This window comes from Prevotella sp. P2-180, from assembly GCF_002251435.1.
In the GTDB taxonomy this organism is placed as follows: Bacteria; Bacteroidota; Bacteroidia; order Bacteroidales; family Bacteroidaceae; genus Prevotella.
Genome location: NZ_NPJI01000084.1, coordinates 1 through 611 on the forward strand (window position 1 = coordinate 1; position 611 = coordinate 611).

Annotated in this window: 1 protein-coding gene; it reads left to right on the forward strand. The window is 46.3% G+C overall.

Annotated features, from left to right (window positions below):
- Positions 1-144: 144 nt before the first annotated feature.
- Positions 145-611, forward strand: a 467-nt coding sequence (locus CIK98_RS11960) for an Rpn family recombination-promoting nuclease/putative transposase (protein WP_141210530.1), incomplete at its 3' end; no start/stop codon positions are given.

Sequence of the window (611 nt, forward strand, 5' to 3'; positions counted from 1 at the left end):
CGGGACAGGGGACAGGTCCGTGTCCCGATGTTCATAGTCCCGAAAGAGTGAACCAAGTTCTATCCGTTAATTATTTGTAACATTTCCATCCTTTATATTGCAGTTTCAACAAAAAGGATTATCTTTGCCATCAAAAAGCGAGATATGGCAAAATATATTAATCCTTTCACCGACGTCGGTTTCAAGAGAATCTTCGGACAAGAGCTGTCGAAACCGCTGCTGCTCGACTTCCTCAACAGCCTGTTTGAGGGAGAGAAGCGCATCGTAAACCTTACATTCCTCGACAAGGAGCAGCCTGCACTGTTTGAGGAAGACAGGTCGCTGATTTACGACATTTATTGCGAGACCGACGAGGGAGAGAAGATAATAGTTGAGATGCAAAACAAGTCGCAGCCATTCTTCAAGAACAGGAGCATATACTACGTGTCGGAGTCGATAGCCCGCCAGGGCGAGCGGGGTTCGTCATGGAACTATGAGATAGACTCTGTTTATCTTGTGGCTTTCCTTAATTTCAGCCCCCTGGATTTCAAGAAGCAGTTCCGCACTGATGTCGTTCTTGCCGAGAAGGATACAAAGGAGCAGTTCTCCGACAAGTTGCGTATGATATACCT